Here is a 17688-nt window from a genome sequence, read left to right on the forward strand (position 1 = left end):
CCCTTCGGGTGGTCCCCCTCCCCCTATGGGGGAGGATCGCGCTTGCTCGAATCGCCCCGCCCCCCTAAACGCTCGGCTTTAATGACAAGCTCCACCACCCGACCCGCCAGCGACTATCCGCCCGGCGGCGATGCCTTTCGCCATCGCCACCTGATCGGCATCGCCCAGCTGACCCCATGGGAGATCAGCTACGTCCTCGACGCCGCCGAAGAGTGGGTCGAACTCAACCGCAGCGGCGCCGCGAAGCACGACGACCGGCTCGCCGGGCTGACGATCATCAACGCCTTTTTCGAGAATTCGACGCGCACATTGCTGTCGTTCGAGATCGCGGGCAAGCGCCTCGGCGCCGACGTCGTCAACATGCACGCCGCGCAGTCGAGCGTGAAGAAGGGCGAGACGCTGATCGACACCGCGATGACATTGAACGCGATGCGCGCCGACGCGATGGTGATCCGCCATGCATCGTCGGGCGCGGTGCAGCTCATCGCCGACAAGGTCGACTGCCCCGTGCTCAACGCGGGCGATGGGCGCCACGAGCATCCGACGCAGGCGCTGCTCGACACGCTCACCATCCGCCGCCGCCTCGGCCGCGTCGAGGGGCTCACCATCGCGATCTGCGGCGACGTGCTGCACAGCCGCGTCGCGCGTTCGAACATCCTCGCGCTCACGCTACTCGGCAACGAGGTGCGCATCGTCGCGCCGCCGACGCTCACGCCCCCGGCGATGGAGCGCATGCACGTCACCACCTTCACCGACATGGACGAGGGCATCAAGGATGCCGACGTCGTGATGATGCTACGCCTCCAGAACGAGCGCATGGACGGCGCCTACCTCCCCAGCGCGCGCGAATATCACGCGCTCTATGGCCTCACCCCCAAGCGCCTGGAAAAAGCCAAGCCCGAGGCAATCGTCATGCACCCCGGTCCGATGAACCGCGGCGTCGAGATCGACAGCAATATCGCCGACCACCCCACCCGCTCGACGATCACCGAGCAGGTCGAGATGGGGGTCGCGGTGCGCATGGCGTGCCTCGACATCCTGACGCGCCGCAAGCGGGGAGTGCCGGGATGGAACTGACCCCGCTCCTGATCACCAACGCGCGCCTGCTCGGCGGCGACACCGTCAGCCTGCGCGTCGAGGACGGCCGCATCGCCGCGCTGAACCCGGCCGACGCGTCGGGCTATGTCGAAACGATCGACGCCAAGGGCCAGTGGCTCGCCCCGGGCATCATCGACCTCGGCGTCTTCGCGACCGACAAACCCGCCTTCCACTTCGGCGGCATCACGCGCGCCGCGCTGATGCCCGACAGCGGCCCGCTCGACGGCGCCGGGCTGGTCGAGCGCGCCGCGAAGGGCGGCAAGCCCGACCTCTGGGTCCACCCGCTCGCCGCCGCCACCAAGGGCCTCGCGGGCAAGGAACTCGCCGAGATCGGCCTGATGAAACAGGCTGGCGCGCGCGCCGTCGCGACCGGCCGCGGCCGCATCGCCGACGCCGGCGTGATGCGCCGCGTGCTGAGCTATGCCGCGTCGCTCGGCCTCACCATCATCGCGCACGCCGAGGACGAGGGGCTCACTGCGGGGGCGGTCGCGACCGATGGCGAAATGGCGACGCGCCTCGGCCTCGCCTCGGCCCCGGCGATCGCCGAAGCCATGGCGATCGCGCGCGACCTTTGCCTCGTCGAGGAAACCGGCGCGCCGATCCATTTCCGCCAGGTCACCACCGCGCGCGGGCTCGACCTCATCCGCGCCGCCAAGGCCAAGCGCCTGCCCGTCACCTGCGGCATCACCCCCGCGCATCTGTTCCTGTCGGACACCGCGATCGGCGATTTCCGCACCTTCGCGCGGCTGTCGCCGCCGCTGCGCAGCGAGGACGACCGCCACGCCTGCCTGACCGCGATCGCCGACGGCACGATCGATGTGCTCGCCTCGGGCCACGATCCGCGCGGCCCCGAGGACAAGCGCCTGCCCTTCGCCGAAGCTTTGCCCGGCATGGCGGGCGCCGAGACTTTGCTCGCGATGGGGCTGCAACTGGTGCGCGACGGGCATGTCACGCCGTCGCGCCTCTTCGAACTGCTCGCCGCCAATCCCTCGAAACTGCTTGGCGTCGCGGCGGGGCGGATCGAGCCGGGGTTCGAGGCCGACCTGATCCTGATCGATGAGGGCACGCCGTGGCAGGTCGACACCAAGAAGATGGCCGCCTGGGCCGGCAACACCCCGTTCGATGGCATGCCGGTGCAAGGCCGCGCGACGATGATGTGGAAGGGCGGGCTGCGGATTAGGTAAGGCTGGCCGCATTTTGCCCTCTCCCCTTCAGGGGAGAGGATAGCGCAGCTTGCTCCGTCAGGAGCTAGCGAAGCTTGGAGAGGGGCATAAACACTGCCGCAGCAAACCCCTCTCAACTCCGGCTAGCCGGTAAACCGGCAAGCCTGCGTATCTCTCCCCTTAAGAGGAGAGAGCATGATGGCTCTCCTCCTCACCCGACCCCCTCGACCAGGCCCCCCAGCATCTCGAACATCCGGTCGATCTCGGCCTTCTCGACGATCAGCGGCGGCGACAGCGCGATGATGTCGCCCGTCGCGCGCACCAGGAGGCCATTGTCGAAGCACGCATGGAACAGTTCGGTCGCGCGCGCGGTCGGCGCGCCGGGGCGCGGCTCCAGCTCGATCCCCGCGACCAGCCCGATCGTCCGGATATCGACGATATGCCGCCGCCCCCTCAGGCTGTGCGCCGCCTCGACCCAATAGGCCGCGAGATCGGCGGCGCGATCGAACAGCCCCTCGCGCGCATAGAGGTCGAGCGTCGCGAGCCCCGCGGCGCTCGCCAGCGGATGCCCCGAATAGGTGTAGCCGTGGAATAGCTCGATCCCGCCCGCCTCACCATCGACCACCGCGTCGTGCAGTTCGCGCTTCACCGCCACCGCCCCCATCGGCACCGCGGCGTTGGTCAGCCCCTTGGCCAAAGTGATGATGTCGGGGGTCACCCCCCAAGCTTCGGCCGCCGTCGCGGCGCCGACGCGCCCGAACGCCGTGATCACCTCGTCGAAGATCAGCAATATGCCGTGGCGGTCGCAGATCTCGCGCAGCCGCTGGAGATAGCCCGCGGGCGGGATCAGCACACCGGTCGATCCCGCCATCGGCTCGACGATCACCGCCGCGATCGTCTCGGCGCCGTGGAGATCGACCAGCCGCTGGAGATCGTCGGCGAGTTCGGCGCCATGCGGCGGAAACCCGCGCGCATATACATTGCCCGCCACCCCGTGCGTATGCCGGATATGGTCGGTGCCCGCGAGGCCGGGACCGAAGGCGCGGCGGTTGTTGACGATGCCGCCGACCCCGATCCCGCCGAAGCCCGTGCCATGATAGCCGCGCTCGCGCCCGATCAGCCGCGTCCGGCTCCCCTGCCCGCGCGCGCGCTGTACCGCGAGCGCTATTTTCAGCGCGCTATCAACCGATTCGCTGCCGCTGTTGGTAAAGAATATCCGGTCGAGCCCTTCGGGCATGATCGCCGCCACGCGGCGCGCCAGTTCGAATACCAGCGGATGGCCGAGCTGGAAGGTCGGCGCAAAATCGAGCGTCCGCGCCGCCTCGGCGATCGCCTCCGCAATCTCGGGCCGGCAATGCCCCGCGTTGCAGCACCAGAGCCCGGCGGTCCCGTCGAGGATCTCGCGCCCGTCCGCGCTGCGGTAGTACATGCCGTTCGCCGACACGAGCTGGCGCGGGTTCGCCTTGTAAGCCTTATTCGCGGTGAAGGGCATCCAGAAGGCCGCCAGCGGATCATTCTCGACCTGCATGTGCAGCCTCCTCTCGCTCGCCTCAGTGCGCCGCCTTCTTGCCCGGCAGCAGGTGCAGCGCCCCGACGATCACCCCGCCGAGCAGCAGCCCGAAGATGCCCGCGCCGCCGGCGTTGATCAGCCATTCCCACACCCCCGCGCCCGGCAGCCCGCCCGCGACCGCATGCGCGAAGTCGTGCAGGGCGTGGCCGAGCCCGCCGATATGATATTCGTCGAGCCCGTGCAGCACGATCTGCCCGCCGACCCACAGCATCGCCGCGGTGCCGATGAAGGCGAGCGCGGCCAGCAATTTGGGCATGAACGCCACCAGCCCGCGCCCGATCGCGCGGCCCGCGGCCGCCTTGCCCTTGCTCATCGCGAGGCCGATGTCGTCCATCTTCACGATCAGCCCGACGACGCCGTACACCGCGACGGTGATCGCCAGCGCGACGACCGCGAGCGTCGCAGCGCGCATGCCCAGCGGCTCGTCGAGCACCTCGTTGAGCGCGATCACCATGATCTCGGCCGACAGGATGAAGTCGGTGCGGATCGCGCCCTTCACCATCGCCTCTTCATGATCCTTGTCGGCGACGATCGCGGCGTCCTCGGCCAGCGTCGTCTTGTCCTTCTGCAATGAATGCAGCACCTTCTCGGCGCCCTCGAAGCAGAGATAGGCGCCGCCGACCATCAGCAGCGGTGTGATCGCCCATTGCGCGAGTGCCGACAGCAGCAGCAGCACAGGCAGGATCAGGACGATCTTGTTGAAGATCGACCCCTTGGCGATGCGCCAGATGATCGGCAGCTCGCGGTCGGGAGTAAAGCCCGTCAGGTAGCGCGGGGTCACCGCGGTGTCGTCGACGACGACGCCCGCCGCCTTCACCCCCGCCTTCGACGCCGCCGCGCCGATATCGTCGATGCTCGCCGCCGCCACTTTGGCGATGGTCGCCACATCGTCGAGCAGCGCGAAAAGTCCTGAAGGCATGTGCGTGGGATCCCCGTTTGCGTATGGTGCGTTTCGCCTGCTCTACCCAGCGAAACTCCCATGCGAAAGAGGATGTTGCGCTGCGTCAGGGATAAAGCCGCGCAAAGGCCGCCGCGGCGCCGAACAGCCCGGGCTGCGGATGCGTGATCAGCTTGACCGGCAGCGCGCTCATGAAACCCTCGAAGCGCCCCTTTTCGACGAAGCGCTCGGGGAAGCCCGATTTGACCAGGCTGTCCTTGATGCGCAGCCCCAGCCCGCCCGCGATCACCACCCCGCTCGCGCCCTGCGCCAGTGCGAGGTCGCCCGACACGCTGCCCAGCGACAGGCAGAAGCGGTCGATCGCCGCCGCGGCGAGGCTGTCGGCGCCGCTCGTCCCGTTGGTCCAGAGGGTGCGGTCGTCGAGCGGGGTCACCGCGCGCCCCTCCATCGCCGCGAGCGTCTCGTATATGTCGACGATCGCGGGGCCCGACACGACCCGTTCGATCGACACGCGGCGGTGGCGTTTCCGAAGGCGCGCGAGGATCGCGTCCTCGATGCTGTCGAGCGGCGCGAAGTCGATATGCCCGCCCTCGGTCGCCTGGACGCGATACTCGGCGCCGTCGCGCCAGATATGCGCGACACCGAGCCCAGTGCCGGGGCCGATCACGCTGATCGTCCCACTGTCGGGAAGCGCGGCATCGGGGCCGCAGAGCGTTTCGAAATAGGAGGCATCGGCCTGCGCTACCGCATGCCCCACCGCCTCGAAATCATTGACCAGCACCCAGCGGTCGACGCCGAGCTTCTCGCCGACCAGCGCGGGGCGGATGATCCACGGATTGTTGGTGAAGCGGATGATCTCGCCCCGCGTCGGCCCCGCGATGGCGATCGCGACACCGCGCGGCAGGCTGCCGCCCTGCTGCTGCGCAAAATCCTCCCACGCGGTCTGGAAGCTCGCATGATCCTTGGTGTGCAGCGTCACCGCCTCGCCGAGCGCGGTGCAGCGGCCGCCCGCCACCTCGGCGATGGCGAAGCGCGCATGGGTGCCGCCGATGTCGACGGTGACGATCTTCTCGCTCATATCTCTCCCTTGCGCGGCCGCGCGCTGTCCCGGCGCCAGACTGGCGGATGCCCCGGCGACTGGCAACAAGGCATAGCTATGCGCGGGCTTGCCCATAGCACCAAGATTCGCTACTTGCGAATCATTCGCAATAAGGAGAATCGCCATGGTCACTGCCCCCCAACCCCCGACGCACGAATGGACCGGCGCCAGCGGCCACAATTGGGTGCTCCACCAGCAAAGGCTTGATCTGATGCTGAAGGCCTTCGGCGACGCCGCGATCGACGCGGCCGCCATCGCGCCGGGCGAACAGGTCCTCGACATCGGCTGCGGCGCGGGCGCGACCAGCTTTGCGCTTGCCGAGAAAATTGGTCCCGGCGGCCAAGTGCTCGGCGTCGATATCTCGCCGCAACTGGTCGCCCGGGCCGAGGCCGATACGCCCGCAGGGACGCCGGCCGCCTTCCGCCTCGCCGACGCCGCGACCGCGGCGCTGCCCCCTGCCAGCTTCGACCTGCTCTTCTCGCGCTTCGGCGTGATGTTCTTCGACGATCCCGCCGCCGCCTTCGCGCATATGCGCGCCGCGCTGAAGCCCGACGGCCGCCTCGCCTTCGCCTGCTGGCGCGCGCCGGCCGAGAATGACTGGATCCGCCTGCCGATGGCGGCGATCCGCGACTTCGTGAGCCCGCCGCCGGTCGACCCGCTCGCCCCCGGCCCCTTCGCCTTCGCCGACCGCGGCCGGATCGAGGCGATCCTGTCGGCGGCGGGTTTCGCCGATGTCGCGGTCGCGCCCTTCGATGCGACCATTCCCTATGGCGCGGGCGCGACGCGCGAGGCCGCGGTCGACGATGCGCTGACCCTCGCGCTCGCGGTCGGCCCGCTTTCGCGCGCCCTCGCCGACCAGCCCGGCGACATACGCGCCAAAGCCGCCGCAGCGGTGCGCGCGGCCTTCGCGCAGCGGCCCGGCGAGACCTCGATCCTGATCGATGGTGCCGCGTGGGTCGTCACCGCCAGGGCCGGCTAGACCGGGCTGCCGATCGGCACAATTTCGCTTCGTCGCTCGGCACAATGACAATGCTGTAAACGCGCCGCGAATCGCGCTATGAGGCCATTGATCGCGGGAGCGGCCACGGACGTCTGCCTGGGGGGTATAACAGGCCCCGCGATCAACAACCGCGAGACGTTTCGGACGTATTGCCCGGGGTATTCATCCACTTGCATCGGGCCTCGCGGCCAAAACGGGCGCCGCCGGCGCGGCCCCGCCACCCCTCGCGCACGAGTCTCTCGCGGCCGGAAACCGGCCTGAAATCGGGTCGTGGAGGGAAATGGCGCACCCGGAACGATTCGAACGTCCGACCCCCAGATTCGTAGTCTGGTGCTCTATCCAGCTGAGCTACGGGTGCGTGGAGACGCGCCTTTAAGGGGGAGCGCGCGGGGGCGCAACCCCCTATTTCTTATTTGTGACCGGGGTGCAGGACGACTGCCGCCGCGCCGCGTCGAGCCCGCCGATTTCCGCCGGATCCCTCAGCAGCAGGCGGATCAGCGCGATGCCGCGGTCGTGGGTCGTGCGTACGACCTCGGCCCCCGCGGGCACCGCCTGACCGTCGCGCGCGACGACGATTCGATAGGGCTTGCCCCCCGCCTCGACATCGTTGCGCACGAAGATCACGTCGGTCGCTGCGTCGAAGACGCTGAGCGAGCTGTAGCGTCCCGCCACCGGAGCCACGTCGATCGCTACCGGCCCCGCCGACAGGTCGTAAGGGCAGCTCGAATAGGCGAGGTCGGGGCTCGGCCGCACCACCGGCTGGCGCTGCGGATTCGCGAGATTGCCGTAGGACATTTTGTTGACGCCCCCCTGCCCCAGCCGCTCCATCGCCACGTTCATCAGCCCATAGGGGATGTACAGCACCGCCGCCCAGGCGGTCGCCGCGGCGACGATCAGGCCGAAGAGGAGCGGGCCGAGCCAGCGCCGCATCTCAGCAGCCCTCCTTGACGAGCCGCGGCAGCACGGCCTTCGCAGGGTCGGCGCGGAACGCCTTGCCGGGGTTGTACATACGCAGCGTCAGCTGGAACTTCTGCCCCTTGATCCCGGGCAGCCAGGCGGAGTCCGCCGGTTTGTCCGGCGCGATGGTGACGCGCCACTCGCCCTTCGCGTCGAGCGCGACATTGGCGCCATTGACCGACCAGACCCGCGCCGGATTATCCACCAGATAGCCCGCCTCGTCATAGACGGTGACGCTCCACCAGCGCGCGTCGAGCGGCGTCCCCGACAGGCTGTAGCGGCAATTGCCGTCGAGCGGCGCGCCCGCCGCGTCGGTCTTCGCCATCCAGTAGACGGTTTCCTTCGCGGGCAGCGCCAGCAGCCCCGAGCGCGCGACCATCGCGCGCGTCAGCGGGTCGGTCGCCTTGGTCCCGTAACCGAGCGAGGTCGTCCACGGCCCGTTGCGGATCCCGCCGTCGCCGAGCCCGCCGTTGGTGAGTGCCCACGCGCCACCGAGCCCCACCGCCAATCCGCCCAACAGCGTGATCGCATAGCGGTGCCAGCTCTTCATGACGCGCCCTCCCCAGCTATTTCGCCTTCAACGCCGCCTGGGCTGCCGCCAGACGTGCGATCGGCACACGGTAGGGCGAGGCGCTGACATAGTCGAGGCCGGTCTTCTCGCAGAAGTGGATGCTCGGCGCGTCGCCGCCATGCTCGCCGCAGATGCCGAGCTTGACCGCGGGGCGCGTCGCGCGGCCACGGTCGGCGGCGATCTCGATGAGCTGCCCCACGCCCTCGACGTCGAGGCTGACGAACGGGTCGGTCAGGAAGATGCCCTTGTCGACATATTGCGTCAGGAAGCGCCCCGCATCGTCGCGGCTGATGCCAATCGTCGTCTGGGTGAGGTCGTTGGTGCCGAAGGAGAAGAACTCCGCGCTCTCGGCGATCTCGCCCGCCATCAGCGCCGCGCGCGGAAGTTCGATCATCGTGCCGACGAGATAGGCGATCTCGCGGCCCTTTTCGGCGAACACCGCCTTGGCCTGCGCATCGACGACCGCCTTCATCAGGTCGAACTCGCGGCGCGTCGCCACCAGCGGGATCATCACCTCGGGGATCGGCGCGGCGCCGGTTTCGGCGGCGACGTCGCACGCCGCCTCGAAGATCGCGCGCGCCTGCATCTCGTAGATTTCGGGATAGGTGACGCCGAGGCGGCAGCCGCGATGCCCGAGCATCGGGTTGAACTCGTGCAGCTCGTTCGCGCGCGCCTTCAGCGCTTCGATGCCCACCCCCGCGGCGGCGGCGACATCGGCGAAATCCTCCTCGCGCGTCGGCAGGAATTCGTGGAGCGGCGGGTCGAGCAGGCGGATCGTCACCGGCAGCCCAGCCATCACCCCGAAAATCGCGGCAAAGTCGCCGCGCTGTTCGGGGAGCAATTTCGCGAGCGCCGCGCGGCGGCCGTCCTCGCTGTCGGCGAGGATCATCTCGCGCACCGCGGTGATGCGCGCGGCGTCGAAGAACATATGCTCGGTACGGCAGAGCCCGATGCCCTCGGCGCCGAAATCGCGCGCGACCTGCGCATCCTGGGGGGTTTCGGCGTTGGTGCGCACCTTCATCCGGCGCACCTTGTCGGCCCATTCCATCAAGGTACCGAAGTCGCCGACCAGTTCGGGCAGCAGGGTCGGTACCTCGCCCGCCATCACCTCGCCGGTCGAGCCGTCGAGGGTGAGGATATCGCCCTCGCGCAGCTCGCGCCCGCCGACGCGCAGCACGCGCGCCGCGCCGTCGATGCTGAGCCCGCCCGCGCCCGAGACGCAGGGGCGGCCCATGCCGCGCGCGACCACCGCTGCGTGACTGGTCATCCCACCGCGCGCGGTCAAAATGCCCTTGGCGGCGTGCATGCCGTGGATGTCTTCGGGCGAGGTTTCGACGCGGACGAGAATCACCGCCTCGCCCATGCCCGCGGCTTTCTCCGCGCTGTCGGCGTCGAACATGATCTTGCCCGATGCCGCGCCGGGGCTGGCGGGCAGCCCCTTGGTCAGCACGTCGCGCACTGCCTTGGGGTCGAGCGTCGGGTGGAGCAGCTGGTCGAGCGCGCCCGGATCGACACGGCCTACGGCCTCCTCTTCGCTGATCAGCCCCTCGGCCGCCATATCGACCGCGATCTTGAGCGCCGCCTTGGCGGTGCGCTTGCCGCTGCGCGTCTGCAGCATCCACAAAGTCCCGCGCTCGACGGTGAACTCGATGTCCTGCATGTCGCGATAATGGGTTTCGAGCGTGTCGAAGACGCGGCCGAGTTCCTCGAAGGTCTCGGGCATCGCCTCTTCCATCGACAGCGGCTTGGCCCCCGCTCGCTCACGCGCGGCGAGCGTCAGATATTGCGGGGTGCGGATGCCCGCGACGACATCCTCGCCCTGCGCATTGATCAGCCATTCGCCGTACCAGGCGCGCTCGCCGGTCGCGGGGTCGCGCGTGAACGCCACACCCGTCGCCGATGTGTCGCCCATATTGCCGAACACCATCGCCTGCACATTGACCGCGGTGCCCCATTCGGCGGGGATCGAATTCAGCCGGCGATAGACTTTCGCGCGATCGCTTTCCCAGCTCGCGAAGACCGCGCCGACCGCGCCCCATAGCTGGTCCTTGGGCTCCTGCGGGAAAGGCGCGCCGGTCTCGCGTTCGACGATCGCCTGATATTCCTTGACCAGCGCCTGCCAATCCTCGGCCGACATCTCGGTGTCGAGGTAGAAGCCCTTGTCTTCCTTGGCGATTTCCAGCGCCTCCTCGAACTCGGCATGGTCGAGCCCCATGACGACGTCGGCGTACATCTGGACAAAGCGGCGATAGCTGTCCCACGCGAAACGCGGATCGCCCGACGCTTCGGAGAGGCCGACGACGGTCTTGTCGTTGAGCCCGAGGTTGAGCACCGTGTCCATCATCCCCGGCATCGACACGCGCGCGCCCGAGCGGACCGAGACGAGCAAGGGATCGGCCGCATCGCCGAATTTCTTCCCAGTGATCCCCTCGATATGCGCGATGCCCGCGGCGACATCCTGGGCCAGCCCGGCCGGATATTGCTCGCCATTGGCGTAATAGGCGGTGCAGACGTCGGTGGTGATCGTAAAGCCCGGGGGCACCGGCAGGCCGATCGAGGCCATTTCGGCGAGGTTCGACCCCTTGCCGCCCAGCAATTCCTTCGAACGCTCGGCCGTGGTGGCCGCGCCGCCGAACAAATGCACCATGCTCGTCATCTTATGCTCCTGCTGCCCCGGGGAGGAGGTTGGCGGGGGAATAGGGACCTTGCCCTCTATCGTCGATTCAGTTTTCCTTTAGCGGCGTCAGGCGCGGCTGCCCGTGGAATAGGATTTCGGTGCCCGCGTCAGCCCTCGATCTTCGAGAAATCGGCGACCCCGTGCACCGCGCCGGTAAAGCGCGCGAGCAGCCCGAGGCGATAGGCGCGCACCGCTTCGTCGGGATCGTTGACCATCACGCCCTCGAAAAAGGCGTCGATCGGCGCGCGCAGCGACGCGAGCGCCGCCATGGCGTCGGTGAAGCGCTCGTCGGCGACCGCGGTGGCAGCGGCAGGCTCGGCGGTGTCGAGCGCGGCGAGGAGGGTGGCGTCGGCCTCGGTCGGCGGCGTCGCGGCGGCGGTGCCGCTAACCTCGCCCGCCTGCTTCAGGATATTCGCGGCACGCTTGTAGCCTGCGAGCAGATTGGTGCCGTCCTCGGTCGCCATGAACGCCTGCAACGCCTTCACGCGCGCGAGCAGGCGGACGAGATCATCCTCGCCGCCGAGCACAAACACCGCGTCGATCAGGTCGTGCCGGACGCCAGCTTCGCGCTGCTGGACCTTGAGGCGGTCGGCGAAGAAGTCGAGGAGATCGGAAGCGAGCGCAGCACTGTCCGAAACCTGCATATTTCCGGCAATCGCCGCGTTGCGCTTGGCGATCTCGTGGCTCTTTTCGACGACGCGCTTCAGGTTGAGGCGCGTATCGTTGACGAGGATCGTCTGGATCGTCTGCAACGCGGCGCGGCGCAGCGCGAAGGGATCGCGCGAACCCGTCGGCTTGATATTACGCGCGAAGAATAGCGCCAGCGTATCGATCCGGTCGGCGAGCGCGACGCACGCCGGGATACAGCCCTCGACCGCGGCGACATATTGTTGCTGCAGCGCCGAAACCGTGCCCGGCTTCTCGCCGCCGCGTTCGGCGTAATAGCCGCCCATCACGCCCTGCAATTCGGGGAATTCACCAACCATTCCGGTCGCCAGATCGGCCTTTGCCAGCAAGCCCGCACGGCGGGCGGTATCGGGATCGCGCTCGGGGAAATATTGCTCGGCGATCCAGCCGGCCAAAATAGAGATGCGCTCGGCCTTTTCGCGCAGCGACCCCATGCCCTCATAGAGCAGCATCGCTTCCAGCTTGGGCAGATAGGTTTCGAGCGGATGCGCCAGATCCTGCTCCCAGAAGAAGCGGGCATCGGAAAGCCGCGCCGCGAGCACCTTCTGGTTGCCCGCGACGACTTCCTTGCCGCCGTCCTTCGCGTCGATGTTCGCGGTACAGACGAAGCCGTTGGCGAGCTTGCCGTCGGCGCCGTTCACGACGAAATATTTCTGGTTCACGCGCGCGGTGAGCTGGATGACCTCGGGCGGGACCTCGAGAAAGGCGGTGTCGAAGCGGCCGAGCAGCGGCACCGGCCATTCGGTGAGGCCGGCGTTCTCGATCACCAACCCCTCGTCCTCGACGAGGCTCAGCCCGGCGTCGGCCGCGGCTTTGGCGGCGCCGTCGCGGATGATTGCCTGCCGCTCTTCATGATCGACGATGACGTGGCACGCGCGCAGCTTTTCGGCATAGTCCGCCGCCGAACCGATGGTGATCTCGCCGGGGCAGTGGAAACGGTGGCCGCGCGTCGCGAAACCCGCGGAAATCCCGCTAACTTCACACGGAACCAGCTCTTCGCCGAAGATCGCGACGATCCCCGAGAGCGGGCGCACCCAGCGCAGGCTCTCGCTGCTCGCGCTTTCCTTGCCCCAGCGCATCGACTTGGGCCAGGCAAAGCCGCGGACGATCGCGGGAATCGCCTCGGCCAGCACCGCGGCGGTCGCGCGGCCGGGCTTGTCGATCACGGCGAAGTACACGCCGTCGCGGTCCTCGAGCTGGTCCTGCGTCAGCCCCGTCTTGCGCAGGAAACCCTCGAGCGCCTGCGGCGGCGCGCTGCTGCGCGGGCCCTTGAGTTCCTCGCTGACCGCAGCGGTCGCGTCGGGCAGATTGCGAGCGATCAGCGTGAGGCGACGCGGGGTCGACCATACGGTGATGTCGGAGTCCGAGACAACAAGCCCTGCTTCGTGCAGCGTGTCGCTGAATCTTTCACGCAATTCAAATCGCGCATTGGCCTGCATCCGCGCCGGGATTTCCTCGCTGCGCAGTTCGAGAAGAAAATCGGTCACAGCGTCCACCCCGGATATTGTACGGTCCAGCGCTCCGACTGGCTGTCGATCCACGCCTTGCAGCTGCCCTTCGCGAGGTCGCGAACGCGCGCCATATAGTTGGCGCGTTCCTGCACGCTGATCACGCCCCGCGCCTGCAGCAGGTTGAACAAATGGCTCGCCTCGATCGCCTGGTCGTAGGCCGCGAGCGGCACGCCCGCTTCGATCGCCCGGTTGCATTCGGCCTCGGCGGCCTTGAACCCCGCGAACAAGGCATCAGTGTCCGCGACCTCGAAATTCCATTTCGAGAATTGCCGCTCATTCTCCAGAAAAACGTCGCCATAGCTTACCGCCGCAACATCGCCGACCGCGTCGGAGAAGCGCAGGTCGTACACATTGTCGACATTCTGGATATACATCGCGAGGCGCTCGAGCCCGTAGGTCAGCTCGCCCGCGACGGGCTTGCAGTCGAAGCCGCCCATCTGCTGAAAGTAAGTGAACTGGGTGACTTCCATGCCGTCGCACCAGACTTCCCAGCCCAGCCCCCACGCGCCGAGCGTCGGCGATTCCCAATCGTCCTCGACGAAGCGGATGTCGTGGAGCAGCGGATCGATGCCGATCGCGGCGAGCGAGCCCAGATATTGCTCCTGCAGGTCGGCGGGCGAGGGCTTCAATATCACCTGATATTGGTAATAATGCTGCAGCCGGTTCGGGTTTTCGCCATAACGGCCGTCGGTCGGGCGGCGGCTCGGCTGGACATAGGCGACGTTCCACGGCTCGGGGCCCAGGCTGCGCAGCGTCGTCGCGGGGTGAAAGGTCCCCGCCCCCACGCGCATGTCATAGGGCTGCAGGATCGCACAGCCGCGCGCGCTCCAATAGCGGTGCAGCGTCAGGATCATGTCCTGGAAACTCAGGGGGTGCTTGGCGTCCGCCTCGGCCACGGCCGGTCTTCCTTCGCAGGTGCAAAAAATCGCCGCCGCATTGGCCCAGCGGGGCGCCACGGTCAAGGCTCCGCGCCCCGCCGCGCGCGCTGAAATCCGGGACCTTTGTCAGGCTCACAAAACTTTTTGTCAGGTGTTGTTGACATAGTCAGCGAATCGCGACATATAGTCAATAACACCTGACATAAAGACAGGTGCCCATGACCAACATGACTAACCCAAGGAGACACGACATGATGACCCGCACCCTGATCCTCGCCCTCTCGCTCGCCGCCGCCGCACCCGCGCTCGCTGCCGAGGCGCCGACCGCCGAGGTCCGCATCGCCGACCTCGACCTGTCGACCGCCAAGGGCCAGCAGCGCCTCGAAACCCGCGTGAAGAGCGCCGCGCGCGAGCTCTGCCACACCGGCATCGGCGGCACCGCCGAGCGCGCCCGCGAAACGCAGTGCATCGCCGGCGCGCTCGCCGCCGCCAAGCCGCAGGCCGACCGCGCCATCGCCCGCGCCGAGGGCGGCACCCAGCTCGCGCTGCTGATGCTGAAGAGCGCGCGCTGAGCCGCGCCGGGCCGATGTTCGATGTCTTGCCCCGTCCGACCCTCCCCGGTGTCGGCAGGCGAGCCGGGCTGGGGCGCCCTCCCCTGCGGCAGCGCCCCAGCCCCTTGAAAGTCAGGACATGCACGACCTTCCCCACCAAGCCCCAAGGGCCGACCCCAAATTGCCGTTTGCGGAGAATGCCCTGGCTTGCCATGGCGGAGCAAAGGCTGGGACTGGCGAGGCGCCGATGAACAACAAACTCAAAGTGCTGCGCGCGATGCGCAACTGGAGCCAGGCCGAACTGGCCGACCGGCTCGACGTTTCGCGGCAGGCGGTGAATGCGATCGAAACGGGGAAATACGACCCGTCGCTGCCGCTCGCCTTCAAGCTCGCGCGGCTGTTCGACATGCCGATCGAGGAGATTTTCGATTATGGCGAAGGACTTGACCATGGCAACTGAGCCTAAGGAACCCCGCGCCCCGAACATGATCATGCCGGTGTTCATCGGCTTCTGCACCGCGATGCTCGCGGGCGGCATCGCCGGTTACAACCAGACCGCGATCAATTCGGGCGACCCCGCGCTCGCGCCATGGGTCGGGCCGGTCGCCGCGATCGCCTTCGGCGTCGCCGCGATCACCCTCTATATCCGCAGCCACGCCGACTATTTCCGTCGCTGGTCGCCGCGCAAGCGGCTCTATTGGGCCAGCATCTTCGGCGCGGGCCTGCTCGGCATGGTCTCGGCGATCACGCTCCAGGCGAGCGGCGGCGACCTCTACAGCAACGCCGCGCTCACGCCGACGGTCGCGATCGCATTGTCGGTGCTGTGGGTGGTCGGCCTCGCGATCTCGCTGGTCGTCTATCACCGCAGCGTCGACGATCACGAGCGCCAAGCCTATCATCTCGGCGCCCTGTGGGGCTTCTACGCCTTCGTCTTCCCTTGCCCCGTCTGGTGGGTCCTCCACCGCGCCGGGCTGGCGCCGCCGATCGACGCGATGATCCTCTTCGTCGCCAGCCTGGTGGTCAACGCGCTCGTCTATCTCTGGTTCAAGTTCCGCTGACCCAGCGGATATCCTCCCTTCAGACCGAAAGTGTCCTTTCCATGAAACGCCTGTTCAAGACCCTCGCCGCGACCTGCGCGATCATCCCCTTCGCGCAATGCGCATTGATCCCCGGCAGCAACGCCGCGCGCGCCGCCGAACCCGTCGCCGCAGAAGCCGCCTCCGCGGTCGACGCCGACCCCGCCCTCTGGGTGGTCAAGGACGACGACACCACCATCTATCTCTTCGGCACCGTCCATTTCCTCAAGCCCGGGCTCGGCTGGTTCGACGAGGCGGTAAAGAGCGCCTTCGACGGCTCGGACGAGCTGATGCTCGAAATGCTGATGCCAGAGAACCCCGCCGCGGTGAAGGCGGTGACCGAGAAGATGGCGATCGACCCCGCCGGCCGCACCCTCGCCAGCCGGATGAGCAAGGAAGCGCATGACGCCTATGCCGCCTCGATGGTCTCGGTCGGCCTGCCGCCCGAAGCCTTCGAGAAATACGAGCCCTGGTTCGTCGCGGTAAACCTCTCGGTGCTGCCGCTGCTGATCAAGGGCTACAATCCCCAGCTCGGCCCCGAAATGGTCCTGACCGGCGCCGCCAAGGCCGGCGGCAAGCCGATCGGCGCCTTCGAAACGGTCGAGGAACAATATGGCTTTTTCGACAATCTGTCGGAAGCGTCGCAGCTCGCTTACCTCGAAACCGTCGTGCGCGACATGGACAAGGTCGTGCCCACCCTCGACACTTTGGTCGCGCAATGGGTCAAGGGCGATCCCGGCGCGCTCGCCGTCACGATGAACGAGAGCATGACCGAAACCCCCGAGCTGGCGAAGATCCTGCTCTACGATCGCAACGCGCGCTGGGCCGACACGATCAAGACGCGCATGGACAAGCCCGGCACGGTCTTCGTCGCGGTCGGCGCGGGCCACCTCGCGGGCGACAAGAGCGTCCAGGCCTATCTGACCGAGCGCGGGCTGACCGTGCAGCGGGTCGACTATTGACCGCCGCGGCGGGGCCTTTCGCCCGCTGGGGTCGCCGCGTCGCGGCGACCCTTTCGGTCTGCCTGCTCACCGCCTGCGGCTCGCCCGCCCCGGCCGAGAAACAAGTCGCCAAGCCCGCGATGTGGTTGGTCGAGGACGAGGACACCCATCTCTACCTGCTCGGCACGATGCACGCGCTGCCCGCGACGACCGACTGGGATCATGGCCAGGTCGGCGCCGCGATCGCCGCCGCCGACGAGCTGATACTCGAACTCTCGCCCGCCGAACTCGCCAAGGTCGGCGAGGTGTTCCAGCGCCTCGCCCCGCGCACCGCGCCGCTCCCCGTCGAGCGCCGCCTGCCCGCGAACGCCCTCGCCGGATATCGCGCGCTCGAGGCGAGCGGGTCGGGCCAGCCCTTCGGCGGCGACACGCTCGACGACTGGGCGGTGATGGTGCTGATGGGCCAGCGCGTCGCGCAGAATGCCGCGCTCTCGCCCGCGAACGGCGTCGAAACCGTGCTCACCGCCAGCTTCAACGACGCGGGCAAGCCGGTCGGCGGCCTCGAAAGCGCCGAAGGGCAGCTGATGGCCTTCGAAACGCTCGACGCCGCAACCCAGCGCGCGCTGCTCGCCAACGCCGCCGCGGGCGCGGACGATGCCGTGACCGAGGTCGGCGCGCTCACCGCCGCCTGGTCGCGCGGCGACATCGCGGCGCTGGAAAAGATGGTCAACGAGGATGTCGATGCCGTCCCCGCGGCGCGCGCGGCGCTGCTCACCGAACGCAACCACGCATGGAGCCGCTGGGCAAAGGCGCGGATGGACCGGCCGGGCACGGTGCTGGTCGCGGTCGGCACCGGCCATCTGATCGGCAGCGACGGCCTGCCGACGTTGCTGGAGGCCGAGGGGCTGAAGGTCACGCGGGTGCAGTGAGTGAGGGGCGGCTTTGGGGTGGGGAGCGGACGTACTTAATCCTCCCTGTCGCGAAGCGATGGGGAGGGGGACCATGCGAAGC

16 protein-coding genes and 1 tRNA gene are annotated in these 17688 nt (G+C 68.1%); 8 read left to right on the forward strand and 9 right to left on the reverse strand.

Annotated features, from left to right (window positions below; all coding sequences use genetic code 11):
- Positions 1–81 precede the first annotated feature (81 nt).
- Positions 82–1077, forward strand: coding sequence for an aspartate carbamoyltransferase catalytic subunit (locus tag ATE62_RS21770; RefSeq protein ID WP_058810158.1), 996 nt, complete (start codon positions 82–84; stop codon positions 1075–1077).
- On the forward strand, positions 1068–2282 hold the full coding sequence (locus tag ATE62_RS21775) for a dihydroorotase (protein ID WP_082662966.1): 1215 nt from the start codon (positions 1068–1070) through the stop codon (positions 2280–2282). Before ATE62_RS21770 ends, ATE62_RS21775 begins: the two co-directional genes overlap by 10 nt.
- Positions 2283–2472: 190 nt before the next feature.
- Here ATE62_RS21775 and ATE62_RS21780 read toward each other — a convergent pair whose 3' ends face one another.
- The 3 genes from ATE62_RS21780 to ATE62_RS21790 all read right to left on the reverse strand — a co-directional run bounded on the left by ATE62_RS21780 (position 2473) and on the right by ATE62_RS21790 (position 5807).
- Positions 2473–3789, reverse strand: coding sequence for an aspartate aminotransferase family protein (locus ATE62_RS21780; protein WP_058810157.1), 1317 nt, complete (start codon positions 3787–3789; stop codon positions 2473–2475).
- 22 nt (positions 3790–3811) lie between these two features.
- Positions 3812–4750 carry a DUF808 domain-containing protein gene (locus ATE62_RS21785; RefSeq protein ID WP_058810156.1) on the reverse strand — a complete coding sequence of 313 codons (939 nt, stop codon included), beginning with the start codon at positions 4748–4750 and terminating at the stop codon, positions 3812–3814.
- Positions 4751–4835: 85 nt separating this feature from the next.
- Positions 4836–5807 (reverse strand): glucokinase, encoded by a 972-nt coding sequence (locus ATE62_RS21790; protein ID WP_058810155.1) that lies wholly within the window; start codon positions 5805–5807, stop codon positions 4836–4838.
- A gap of 145 nt (positions 5808–5952) precedes the next feature.
- Here ATE62_RS21790 and ATE62_RS21795 point away from each other — a divergent pair, with 145 nt between their 5' ends.
- Entirely contained in the window at positions 5953–6807 is an 855-nt protein-coding gene (locus ATE62_RS21795) for a class I SAM-dependent methyltransferase (RefSeq protein ID WP_058810154.1), read from the forward strand.
- A gap of 302 nt (positions 6808–7109) precedes the next feature.
- Here ATE62_RS21795 and ATE62_RS21800 read toward each other — a convergent pair.
- From ATE62_RS21800 to ATE62_RS21825, 6 genes are all read right to left on the reverse strand, one after another.
- Positions 7110–7186 (reverse strand) — tRNA-Arg (locus tag ATE62_RS21800).
- Between the two features lie 44 nt (positions 7187–7230).
- Positions 7231–7758: a DUF1254 domain-containing protein gene (locus tag ATE62_RS21805; RefSeq protein ID WP_058810153.1), complete on the reverse strand. Its 528-nt coding sequence runs from the start codon at positions 7756–7758 to the stop codon at positions 7231–7233.
- A 1-nt stretch (position 7759) separates the two neighbouring features.
- Positions 7760–8335, reverse strand: coding sequence for a DUF1214 domain-containing protein (locus ATE62_RS21810; protein ID WP_058810152.1), 576 nt, complete (start codon positions 8333–8335; stop codon positions 7760–7762).
- Between the two features lie 16 nt (positions 8336–8351).
- Entirely contained in the window at positions 8352–11012 is a 2661-nt protein-coding gene (ppdK, locus tag ATE62_RS21815) for a pyruvate, phosphate dikinase (protein ID WP_058810151.1), read from the reverse strand.
- 128 nt (positions 11013–11140) lie between these two features.
- A complete protein-coding gene (gene glyS, locus ATE62_RS21820; protein ID WP_058810150.1) occupies positions 11141–13207 on the reverse strand; it encodes a glycine--tRNA ligase subunit beta in 2067 nt (688 codons plus the stop codon).
- Positions 13204–14085: a glycine--tRNA ligase subunit alpha gene (locus ATE62_RS21825; RefSeq protein WP_058810159.1), complete on the reverse strand. Its 882-nt coding sequence runs from the start codon at positions 14083–14085 to the stop codon at positions 13204–13206. The genes glyS and ATE62_RS21825 overlap by 4 nt, the downstream gene beginning before the upstream one ends.
- A gap of 275 nt (positions 14086–14360) precedes the next feature.
- Here ATE62_RS21825 and ATE62_RS21830 point away from each other — a divergent pair, with 275 nt between their 5' ends.
- The 5 genes from ATE62_RS21830 (at position 14361) to ATE62_RS21850 (ending at position 17606) form a co-directional block, all read left to right on the forward strand.
- Positions 14361–14681, forward strand: a complete 321-nt coding sequence (locus ATE62_RS21830; RefSeq protein WP_058810149.1) for a UrcA family protein — start codon at positions 14361–14363, stop codon at positions 14679–14681.
- Positions 14682–14907: 226 nt separating this feature from the next.
- Positions 14908–15120 carry a helix-turn-helix transcriptional regulator gene (locus ATE62_RS21835; protein ID WP_058810148.1) on the forward strand — a complete coding sequence of 71 codons (213 nt, stop codon included), beginning with the start codon at positions 14908–14910 and terminating at the stop codon, positions 15118–15120.
- A complete protein-coding gene (locus tag ATE62_RS21840; RefSeq protein WP_231736375.1) occupies positions 15110–15718 on the forward strand; it encodes a hypothetical protein in 609 nt (202 codons plus the stop codon). The genes ATE62_RS21835 and ATE62_RS21840 overlap by 11 nt, the downstream gene beginning before the upstream one ends.
- Positions 15719–15759: 41 nt before the next feature.
- Entirely contained in the window at positions 15760–16698 is a 939-nt protein-coding gene (locus ATE62_RS21845; RefSeq protein WP_058810146.1) for a TraB/GumN family protein, read from the forward strand.
- A complete protein-coding gene (locus ATE62_RS21850; protein ID WP_058810145.1) occupies positions 16695–17606 on the forward strand; it encodes a TraB/GumN family protein in 912 nt (303 codons plus the stop codon). Before ATE62_RS21845 ends, ATE62_RS21850 begins: the two co-directional genes overlap by 4 nt.
- Positions 17607–17688: the final 82 nt, after the last annotated feature.

It is taken from the genome of Sphingopyxis sp. HIX (assembly GCF_001468285.1).
In the GTDB taxonomy this organism is placed as follows: domain Bacteria; phylum Pseudomonadota; class Alphaproteobacteria; order Sphingomonadales; family Sphingomonadaceae; genus Sphingopyxis.